A 10,786-nucleotide genomic window follows, 5' to 3' on the forward strand; every position below is an offset into this window, starting at 1 on the left:
CCATTGACCATTGCCTTGGCATGCCTGGTCGGATGGGTCGCCCTTGCGACACGCACGCCCGTGATCGCCTTTGGTGTAGTGCTTGTTCCTGCCCTCGTACTGACAGTTTTACGAAAACCGATATGGAACCTGTTTTCCGAACCGGCAACGATTGAATTAGGGGTGGATTTTTTTAGCATCGATTTATCCGGGACGTCATTTCGTTATGATTTCGGACAATTAAACGGCTACAAGGTGTATCAAGGAGTCTATACGTCCCAGATAACCGTCTATCCCGCGGATAGTAAAGAGCGTACGTTTGCATTCCTGGAAAAGTCCACCACCGCCGATACCAATCCGGTGCTCGCCATAGAGCAAAAGATTCAGGCCTATAACGAGTCCGCCGGCGCTCAAAAACGCATCATGCCCGGGCTCTCGTTCCTGGCCTCACGGCCCGGCGCCGTTTGGACCAAAAGAATTACAGGCAATTGACCGGGGCGGCCAAATAAGAGGGCATTCGGCGTGGCCGCGGCATTCGGCGTGGCCGCGCCATTCGGCACGGCTATTGCATTTTTCTTGGGAAAGACGTAATTTCTCAAAAATACTTGCCATATGAACCTCATTCAACGAATGGAACACTGGGGGGACACCCACCATCCCAAATGGCTCGACATCGTGCGCATGGTATTGGGGATACTGTTGTTTATGAAGGCGGTCGAATTCATGAACAACATGGACTACCTCTCGACCCTGATTGGCAAAAGTCAGTTTCTCAGCTCCATATCCATAGGCGTCATGGCGCACTACGTGATCATGACGCAGCTGATCGGCGGGTTTATGGTGGCCTTTGGGCTGCTGACCCGGTTCGCCAGCCTGATCCAGATCCCCAACCTGCTGGGGGCGCTGATCTTTATCAACCCGCCCTCGGACATCCTGTCTCCTTCCGGGAGCTGGTGGCTGTCGCTGTTGATACTTTTCCTGCTCGTCTTGTTCGTCGTCGAAGGGGGTGGACCCTGGAGTTGTGACCGTCTCCTGGAGAACCATCCTATGAAGACGAAATAGGTTGTAATTTTGCCGGCAAAACCGGCTCGGCCGGAATGAGATTATGAAATTTCAGATAGGTGATAAGGTCATTGTCCGGCACAGCAACGAAGAAGGCGAAGTCATCGACATCATCAACGACAAAATGGTGATGGTCGAGGTCAAAGGCGTGCGCTTCCCGGCGTATTCCGACCAGATTGATTTTCCGTATTTCAAGCGTTTTTCGGAGAAAAAGGCGGCCCCGGCGCCCCCCAAAAAGTATGTCGAGCAACTAAAGCCGGAGCCCTCGCAGAGCGCCCGGACCAAGTATAACCTGGAGCCGGGGGTTTGGCTGACGTTTTTCCCGGTTTTTGACAAGGACGTCTTTGACGATGACGTGGTGGACTTCTTTAAGGTCTATCTCGTCAACCAGACGCCGCTGGAGCTGAATTTCGACTACACCCTCCGCCTGAGCGGGGCGGCGGATATGCGGCTGACATCGGGCCTGGCGCCGTTCAGCGATTTCTACCTGCAGAACGTGCCCCTGGAGAACGTCAACGACAACCCGAAGTTCGACTTCGATTTCTCGCTCGTCAGGCCCCAGGCGGGGAAGGTGGACCACTTCGAAGCTTCCCATAAGCTGAAAGCCAAGCAGTTATTTCAAAGGGTCGAGACGCTGCGGCAGAACCAGGAGGCGTCCTTTTCGTACCCGTTGTTTGATACCTACCCGGACGCGCCCTTTGCGGAAAGCCATAGCTCACCCCGTCACCAGGGCGGTCTGGACCTCAGCAGCCTTGGCAAGGCAGGTTTCAAGCTCTACGACGCCGGGAAGGCCCGCCAGCACCTCGAACCCGCCCGGAGCGTCGTCGACCTGCACGCGGACAAGCTGACCCACCCCGGGGAAAAGCTGAACCCCGAGGAGATATTGGGATTACAGCTCAGTACGTTCGAAAAGTACTACGAGCTTGCGGTGCTGCATCATCTACCTACATTTACGGTGATCCACGGGGTCGGCACCGGCCGGTTGCGGGACGACATCCACGAGATCCTGAACACCAAAAGGGAGGTCAAAAGCTTTGTAAATCAATACAATAACAACTACGGCTATGGAGCCACGGAAATCTACTTCAAATGACGCTAACATCCGATTAACGAAGTAGTTATCAGATTACAAAGTATAGCTATAACTTTGCATTAGAATTATCGCTAATCCCTTACCCAAACGAAACTACAATGCGATATCTCTATTTATTGCTTATCCTCTGTATCGCTTTTTTTGTGTTGAATTCCGTCACCCAGTTCAGAAACTCGTTTTCCTTTCTATCTACTGGTAATATCGGAATGGCCGCGTCAAACGGTCCCCGGCCTGCGCATATCCGCTGGGCAACCGCTTCCGCCATGCCCGCCAAGGGCGGACCGTCGGACGGTATCGGTCTCCGCGCCAGCGCTTCACCCACGAGCCTCAGCGCCGCTGCGGCGTCGTCCTCCGACCAGGCTGCCGCTTTGGACGCCGTTGGAGCCGTGGGCGTAGACGTCCCCACTCCGGCCCCCACCGTACTTACTATCCCAACCCATATTCAATCCCCATTGGCAGTCGCTCATATCGCACAGGACGCTACTGCCTCTAGCCCGATCGGGGGCGGCCAGTCCGCTCCTGTATCGGCAGACCTGGCCCGCGAGTCTTCCCTGGACGCCGTCGCCGCTTCCGATGTCGACGTCCTCTCCAGGGACGGCGCCGAAGACATCTCCATGTCTGCCGATTATATCGACCTGGATCTCGACGCGGCGCCCGACGCCACGGGTATCGAGCCTTCGATGGCTCCCTTCGCGCTGTCCGCCGAGGCAAACGCCTTTGCCGACTCGATCCGGAACACGCTGATGGACCCCCATGGTATCCAATTCGGGGGTGTCGCCTCCCTCAACTGGTCCGGCGCCAGCGCCAACACCAGTGGAGACGGTCACGTCTCCGGGACCCCGCTTACCGGTTTTGCCCTTGGCCTCTTTGCCGATCTACCTCTGCACAAACAGCTGTCCTTCCGCCCCTCGCTGGTCTATTCCTTCGAGGGCTTTCACGCCGAACCCGCGGGTGGACAGCCGCTCAACATCCACGTCGCCTACCTAAGCGCACCCCTGGACCTGGTGTACCACACCAACCTCTTCAACAAGCGCTTTTTCGTGGGCGCCGGCCCGTACCTGGCGTACGCCCTAAACGGTACTTATACCGAAAAGGGCATCAACACCGACATGCAATTTGGGAATAACTATGCCGCTGGAGACAACCTCCGCCGGATGGATTTCGGCGCCAACATGATGGCAGGAATCCTGATGGATCGGAACTTCGTCCTCGGCGCTACGTTCGACTTTGGTCTTAAGAACATCGCACCGGACGGCTCTGCCGCCACGGTCCGTACCCGTAGCTTTGGGCTTACGCTTGGGTATGTGTTCCGCAACAGGCGCAATGCGACGCTTTCGACACCGGCCTATTAATAACATTTTTTTGTATCACGCGCCTCTAGTAGAACCTCCTCCCAAAGGGCCGCCGGTTGGCGGCCTTTTTTTATGGGGCGAGCAGCAGCTCCATAAAAACGAGGTCGAGCCAGCGGCCGAACTTGAACCCTACTTCGCGGAAGCGTGCGACTTCGGTGAAACCGGCGGCGGCGTGGAGCTTCAGGCTGACGTCGTTGGTGGCGTCGATGCCGGCGACCATGACGTGGTGTCCTTTTTGGCGCGCGGCGTCGATGAGCGGTGGGAGGAGGGCCTTGCCGATGCCCTTGCCCCGCTGGCCCGCGGCGACGTAAATGGAGTTTTCAACGGTATATTGATAGGCGGCCCAGGCGCGGAAGGGGCCAAAAGAGCTAAAGCCGACGGGGCGGCCGGCGTCTTCCGCGACGAAGACGGGGTAGCCGCCGTCCTGCTTGGCCTTGAACCAGGCCATCCGCATGTCGGGCGTGTGCGGCTCGTAGTCGTACACGGCGGTCGTGTGGAGGATGATGTCGTTGTATATCTCCAGGAGGACGGGGAGATCGGCTTCCGTTGCGGGGCGTATGTGCATGGAGCGAAATTACGCCTTATGCGTCTTTGGTCGTTGTTCGGGGATTATAGCCCGAGCGGTTGCTGTTCCAGGGATTCCAACGCGGCAACGGCCGGCGGATGGCCTAGTTGAACCGCGATGCGCAACAGCGGGATGCCGTTTTCGGGCTTCTTCATCCGGGCAAGGGCCAATCCCTTGGCCATATAGGGATCGGGATATTTCGGATCGAGCTTGATCGCCTCGTCGAGGTAAAGGAAGCCCTCGTCGAAACGGCTCAGCTGGGTCAGCAGGTTGCCGAGGTTACAGGCGATGACCTTTTTGTGTACGAACATGACGTGGCTCATTCCAAGGTTGGAGAAGTCGACGTCGATGGCGCCAGCGTAAGAGACGCCCAGCCATTTGACGGCCTTTTCGAGCTCGTTTTTCCTGAAATAGACCATGCCCAAACGGTAGGCGGCAAGGGTGTCGCCGGGATTCACGCCCAGCGCCTTTACAAAATCGCGGGCAGCCCTGGAATCGTCGCCCAGGTCTTCATAAACGGCGCCCCGCAGGGAAAACAGGTTTTGGTTATTGGGCTGGGCTTGAATAGCCTTTGTGAAGTGGTAGGCGGCCCGGGTGTAATCCCGCCGGCCATAGCTGTCGAGACCGCGCTCGGCATAGGCCAATGCCTTGGGATAGATTTGAAATTCTTTGCCGATTACATTCATCGACTTGTGCATGTCGGTTTTTCTAAAAAGGGTATCGAACAATCCCATAACGATTTTGTGGATTTTAGGTAAGCAAGCAATGCGTTACCCAAACTTAATATTTTTATTCCACAAAAATCTCGTCGCAACAGATCATCGGCTTCTTAGTGAAGCTGGGACGCCACGAGGGAAGGGCGCCGGGGTTCGCGGCGATCACCCGGATGTAGCGGGCGCCTGCATTTGCGGAAAAAACGATCGCTTTGATCGACATGGTGTAGTCTTCGTCCGACGGAGGCAATACCCGATCGCCTAGTGGTGTGTAGCTGGTCCCGTCGGTAGATATCTCCACGCGAACCGTCGACGGCAGGAATATCCAGTGTCTCGGGTCGTAGAGGAAGTGCATATGAACGTCGGTCAGCGGCATGACCGCGCCGAGGTCGATGGTGGCGTTCATATCCACACCGTAAAAGCACAGCCAGTTATAGCTGAAGTCGCCGTAACCCGGCACGCCATCGGTGAGGGTACGCGGCCCTTTGGCGGGGTAGTCCGCGACAAACGGGGTCGCCAGGGTGACCTTTGCGTTCAATGCCTTCGTAGGTTCCCAGCCGCGGGCGAAGATGGACGCCCACTCTTTTGCGTAGGCATCGGGGTCGGGGCCGCCTTCCGACATTTCCTTGACGCCGGCTTTTTTGCAGGCTTGTATAAACCGCTCCACACGGGCGGGCCAATTGACGCGGACCTTGAAGCCGCCCTGGCCATCCGGCTCCAGGTAGCCGTGGGGCTCGGGGCCGTAAAAGCGGGATTGCTGGAGGACGGTGTACTCCAGGGGGAGGCGGGCGGCGGAGACACGCGCGGCCTCTGGCGGGGCAGCTCCGGGCGCCGCGGGCGCGGTCTCTGAGGCGGCTTCGGCCTTGTCGAGGAGCGTGGACAAGGCGTCGATCGTCCCGGCGCTCAGAAAACGCTCGTTCACGGGGTTGCCGTAGATGTCGAGGGAGGGCGGGGCGGCATCAGGGGACGCGGCCGCGCTGGGACGCGCCACGGCGGCGGAGAGCGCCGCCAGATACCGCGCTATGAAAGGGCCCGCGGCGGCCCCGTAGTAGCCGTTGCAAAATTCGGTCGTGAGCCGCGCGACGTCGGCGGAGGGGTTCCAGAGGAGCGCCGCCTGTATGTAGGCGTTGTAGGCGTCCATATCGGAATAGGTCTCCCCGCTGCCTTGGGAAAAGACGCCGCGGACGTCGTGGGCCAGCGCATATTGAAGATTGGGTTGTAGGCAGGCGTAGTCGGGGAAGGGCGCGACGTAGCTCGTGAACTGCGTGGTGTAGTCCCAGAGCATCAGGTGGCTTGTCAGCGCGCCCCAGGCGGAGAAAGCCGCGTTGAGGGGCGCGTAGGCCGACAGGGGCTTTTGACGCGGCGCGTCGATGCTGCTGAGCATGACGTACACGTTGGATGCGGGCGCGGTATGCGCGGGTGCATGAAGCGTGTAGCCATACGCGAGCGTGGTGAACGCCTTGTCGGGGAAAACCGCGGCCACGCGGTTGACGAAACGGATCAGCGCTTCGGTGGGGTCCATCCGCCGGCAGCGGTCGCAGGTGCAGTAGCCGTTGTCGTCGTTGGGCGCGATCGACCACCAGAGGGCGTCGGGATGACGCGCCATGCGCTCGCGGAGCGCGGCTACGGTGAGCTGGAAAACGGTATCGTTGCTCAGACACAGCTGCGTTGCGCGCCGCTGACCGTCGACAAGAGCGAAGTATTCGGGATGGGTTTTGAAGTAGGTGGCGGGTGGGACGTATTTGAAAAAAGAATGACCCCACACGCCCCACAGGTCCGTAAACTGGTGGAGGTGGTGCCACTCCAGGAACTCGGCGTCAAAAGCAGAGGGGTAGTAGGTTTCGCGGTAGAAGAAGGCGGGGTTTTGGAGGTCGTCGATGGCGCCGATCCCGATGGTTGGTTGGTGGGGGACGTATGCGGGGCCGGCGTCGTATTTCTTACAACCGAGGTAGCGATCGAGGAAGTCGTACACGCCATAGACGGTGGCGCGGCCGTGCGCGCCGGCGATAAAAAGGTCTGAGCCATGTGTGGCGATGAGGAAACCGTCGTCGCGTACCCTCGAGAGATCTACCTGGCGGCCCAGCCGGATGGCGGGACCAGCGGCGTCTTGCACGATGGGCAGCGTGGCGCCGGATATCCGCGCGATATAACGTTGGAGGATAGCGGCCGCGTCCCGGTCCACCTTTAGGGGCTCGTCGGGGAGGACGATGCGGTAGGCGCTGACGCCGTCGCGCACCAGGGTGAGCCGCTGTGCGGAGCTTGCGAAGCCGGTGAGGCCCATGGCGACAAAAAGGGCGATCGATCGCATCAGAATTTCCGGAGATAGCTCAACGAAAGGTCGTACTGGTTGCGATAGCGCTCCGGCGCCAGCCGCTGGCTGTACCAGGCGCCGGAAAGGTTGACGGCGTTGCGGTAGTTAAAAACCTTTTGGTAACCCGCGCCGATGCTGTACGTCTGGCTGCCGAGGTTCGTCCCCAGGTTGTACTCCCGCGTGAACTCGTCGGGGGAGTTGCCCACCCCGAGGGTGGCGTACAAAAAGTCGGTTTTGTTGTCCAGGTACTGACGCGCGGTGAGGAGACCGGCCTCATAGAGATGGCCGGGTGCGGCGATCAGATATCCCCTGAGGTTGAGGTAGAAGTCGCCGAAGTATTTGGTGAGCGAGCCCACGCCGGAAAAGACCGAGATCGAATCCAGGTTGAGGTACCGGCCGCCGAGCTCCACGGCCCAGCCGTGGCGCAGGTTCCGGGTGAGGGAGTAGGCGAGCCGGATGCGCGGGAAAACATTGTCGTTCGCCACGGCGGCGTCGCCATACGAATCCCAGTGCTCGTTGTGCGTATAGTATATCTCCTCTTCGAGCTGTATGCCGGTGCCGATGGAGCGCCCGGCGAAATTGATCTTGGTGTCGAAGGAGGAGCCATTCGCGGTGTAGCGTACATAGTGCAGGGTCGCGATGTTCGCGGGCGACACGGAGTCGAAGTGGGAGCTCAGGTACTGCAGCCCCAGGGCGTTGCGAAAGCCCTTGCTCCGCAGGTAGTCCGCGTAGTCGCGGTGGTCCGCCGTCGGGTCCATCTTCGCGACGGAATCGGCGGCGGGGAGCGCCTCGGCGTAGCGATGGAGGTTTTCGAGGACGACCGCGCGTTTCAACGTGAAATATTCGTTGCCGGGGTAATAACGGAGACCCTGGTCGATAAGCGCCAGCGCGGAATCCAGCGAGGCCGGGTCGCGAGGCGCGCTGCCGCGGGCATGGAGGATGTTAGTGGCATACATCAGCGCCGCCGAATCGCGCGGGCTCGTCGCGAGGGCGCGGCGGAATTCGGCAAGGGCGTCGTCGGGGTGGCCGGTGGTGTTGTAGTAGCGGCCGGCGGCGAGGACCTCGTCGAGGTATTGGTCGCGGATGCGCGCGTTGTAGGGATACCGCTGGCGGAGCATATCGGTGATCGCGTAGGCGTCGGGGTAGCGATGAAGCGCTTCGAGGGCGGAAGCTTTTTTTACCAGATACTCGCGGGAATCGGGATAATAAGTCAACGCCTGGCCGGCCACCGCCAGCGCAGAGTCCGCCTGGCCGCGGGCGAGATCGGCGTTGATCAATGAGGTAAGGGCTTCGTTTTGCGATGCGTCGACGGCGAGCACGGCGGAAAACATACCGGCGGCGGCGTCATAGTCGTCGGCTTGCATCATCTGGCGGCCTTGGGTCAGCAGCAGATCGATATAGGAGGCGCGGTAGCGGTTGTTGTCGGGGTGGGTCTGCCGGAGGGTGTCCAACAGCCTGGCGGCTTCGCCAAAACGGGTGTCGTCCTGCAGGATCCCCGCCTTTTTGAGCAACAGGGTCTCGTTGCCGGGATAATATTGGAGGGCGCTGTCGACGAGGGCAATGGCAGCGCCATAGTTCTTTTGGGCGCTCAGGATGTTGATCGAATAATTCAGGGCGGCGGGCTCTGCCGGGTTGAGCGCCAATACGGCGGCGAAGGAAGCCAACGCGCTGTCATAGTCGAGCTCGTTCATATAGGCGCGGCCGCTGGCGGTTTGGAGCTCAATATAGAGGTCGCGGTAGGAGGGGGAGCTCATATACAGCTGGCGCGCGATGACCGCCGCGGGGCCGTATTGCTGGAGGCTTTGGAGGATGGAGACCTTTTTGGCCAGGAGGGCGCGGTCGTCCGGGTAGTAGCGCAGCGCGCGGTTGACAAAGGCCAGCGCGTCCACGTGGAGACCACGGGCGGAGGCCAGGTTGATGACATAGTCGAGGGCCTCGCGGTTGGAGGGGGACTTTTCGAGCACCGCCTGGAACTGGAGGTAGGGGTCCTCGCTCATAAAATACCGGCCGGCTTCCATCCGTAGGTCTACGTCGAGCTGGTGGGCTTTGGCGTCGCCGGGGTGCGTCTTCAGGACGTGCTGGAGCACCTCGATGGCTTCGGGATAACGACGCAGGTCCTGGAGGAGCGACATTTTCTTCATCAGCAGCTCGTAGTCGTCGGGCTTGTCGACGAGCAGGCTGTTGACGCCGGCCAGGGCGTCCTCGTAGTTGCCGGTGCGGACCTCCAAACCGTACAGTCCCTGGGTGGCTTCTGCATTGGCGGGGTCGACCTCGAGGACCTTACGGTATTCGTAGGTGGCGCGGGTGAAGTCTTTTATTTTGGCGTAGCGCTGGGCGGATTCGATCTTGTAGGCGATATAAGTGCGGACCACGCCGGTGTCCTGTCCAAAACGGTTCAACAGGTCCTCGCCCTGCTCTTCCGCGCGGGCCGGGTTGCGCATGGTTTGGAGGATGGAGAATTTTTTCAACGCAAATTCCTTATCGCCGGGGTAATAGTACAGGCCGTCGTCGATAAAGCACAGGGCTTCTTCGGGATCGTGCTTGTCGAGTCGGATATTGGCGATCATCGCGTACGCGTCGCGGTACTTGGGATCGGCCAGGATCAGGTCGCGGAGGACGTTGTCGGCGCTGTCCTCGTAGCGGTTCAGGACGTATGCCTTGGCCAGGAGGAACTGCTGGTCGGCGTCGCCGTGGCCGTGCTGTTTGTTGTATACGCGGTGCATCAGCGTCAGCGCCTCCGGGTAGCGGGCGGCGGCGATGGCCTGGCGGACAGCCCCGGTGAGCTGGTCGACGGTGGCGTCGCGCGCGGTGGAGGGGGCCGGCGCCTGGGCGGCCGCGCGGGTGGCGCACGTGAGGAGCAAGAGTAGGATATAGACGATTTTCGGCATGGGCGGCGATTTATCCGGCCTGCGGTCTGGCGCGTTGACCAAACCCCTGGCGTTGCATATTTCCCCAGACGTGCTTGCGTCCGGTGATAAAAAAGAAGTATCCTCTGACGGCAAAAAAAACGATGAGGGGATGGTAGATGATCGGCTCCAGGAAGGCCATGGCGGCCAGCCCGAGCACTTCTCCCCAGGTTTTGTAGTAGCGGTAGGTGAGCTGATCCCACAGGATGGCGAAGGTGGTGATCATCACCGAATAGCAATAGACGAAGGCCAGGAGGATAAGGGCGTACTGCCAGTTGATCTGGCCGGTAGCGACGATGTAGATATAATAGAGTATCCCGGTGATCTCGATGATCGGGGCGAGGAACTCGAAGAAAAGGTTGTAGGGGAACACGATCAGCCCTAGCTTGCCGTAGCGCGGGTTGAAGATGATCTTTTTGTGCAGGGTCATGATCTGGATCAGACCGCGGCCCCAGCGGGTGCGCTGGCGGCTGAATATCTTCATATTGGGGGGCCCTTCGGTCCAGCACTGGGTGGAAGGGATATAGCGGACGGCGTACTTCTGTTTGTTGTCCTTCATATAAGCGCACATCCGGGTCACGAGGTCCATGTCCTCGCCAAAGGAGCGCGGGTCGTAGCCGCCCGCCTTGATGGCGATCTCCTTGTCGAACAGCCCCAGACCGCCGGAGACGTTGGGGACGGCGTTGATCATGCTCCAGCCCATTTTGCCCAGCACATAGGCGCGGATGTACTCCATTTCCTGGAAGCGCGGCAGCAGTTGTTTGGGGGGGCGCATCCGCACCAGCACGCCTTCCTCCACCTCGCA

9 protein-coding genes are annotated in these 10,786 nt (G+C 59.8%); 4 read left to right on the plus strand and 5 right to left on the minus strand.

What is annotated here, in order from left to right:
* The 4 genes from VL547_RS18050 to VL547_RS18065 all read left to right on the plus strand — a co-directional run.
* Positions 1 to 471, plus strand: a 471-nt coding sequence (locus tag VL547_RS18050; RefSeq protein WP_325580477.1) for a hypothetical protein, incomplete at its 5' end; no start/stop codon positions are given.
* A 120-nt stretch (positions 472 to 591) separates the two neighbouring features.
* Positions 592 to 1,041 (plus strand): DoxX family protein, encoded by a 450-nt coding sequence (locus VL547_RS18055; protein WP_325580479.1) that lies wholly within the window; start codon positions 592 to 594, stop codon positions 1,039 to 1,041.
* 43 nt (positions 1,042 to 1,084) lie between these two features.
* Complete coding sequence (locus VL547_RS18060; protein WP_325580480.1) at positions 1,085 to 2,134, plus strand: Smr/MutS family protein; 1,050 nt, start codon at positions 1,085 to 1,087, stop codon at positions 2,132 to 2,134.
* A 98-nt stretch (positions 2,135 to 2,232) separates the two neighbouring features.
* Positions 2,233 to 3,486, plus strand: a complete 1,254-nt coding sequence (locus VL547_RS18065; protein WP_325580482.1) for a porin family protein — start codon at positions 2,233 to 2,235, stop codon at positions 3,484 to 3,486.
* Between the two features lie 70 nt (positions 3,487 to 3,556).
* On the opposite strand, the gene VL547_RS18070 is transcribed toward VL547_RS18065, so the two are convergent.
* The 5 genes from VL547_RS18070 to VL547_RS18090 all read right to left on the minus strand — a co-directional run.
* Entirely contained in the window at positions 3,557 to 4,051 is a 495-nt protein-coding gene (locus VL547_RS18070; RefSeq protein ID WP_325580484.1) for a GNAT family N-acetyltransferase, read from the minus strand.
* 44 nt (positions 4,052 to 4,095) lie between these two features.
* Positions 4,096 to 4,785 (minus strand): tetratricopeptide repeat protein, encoded by a 690-nt coding sequence (locus VL547_RS18075; RefSeq protein WP_325580486.1) that lies wholly within the window; start codon positions 4,783 to 4,785, stop codon positions 4,096 to 4,098.
* Between the two features lie 55 nt (positions 4,786 to 4,840).
* Positions 4,841 to 7,072 (minus strand): DUF4838 domain-containing protein, encoded by a 2,232-nt coding sequence (locus VL547_RS18080; RefSeq protein WP_325580488.1) that lies wholly within the window; start codon positions 7,070 to 7,072, stop codon positions 4,841 to 4,843.
* Positions 7,072 to 9,963 (minus strand): tetratricopeptide repeat protein, encoded by a 2,892-nt coding sequence (locus tag VL547_RS18085; protein ID WP_325580490.1) that lies wholly within the window; start codon positions 9,961 to 9,963, stop codon positions 7,072 to 7,074. Before VL547_RS18085 ends, VL547_RS18080 begins: the two co-directional genes overlap by 1 nt.
* Before the next feature lie 10 nt (positions 9,964 to 9,973).
* A partial coding sequence (locus tag VL547_RS18090; protein ID WP_325580492.1) for a glycosyltransferase family 2 protein occupies positions 9,974 to 10,786 on the minus strand: 813 nt, incomplete at its 5' end.

The sequence above is a fragment of the Dinghuibacter sp. genome, from assembly GCF_035492835.1.
Classification (GTDB): Bacteria; Bacteroidota; Bacteroidia; order Chitinophagales; family Chitinophagaceae; genus Dinghuibacter.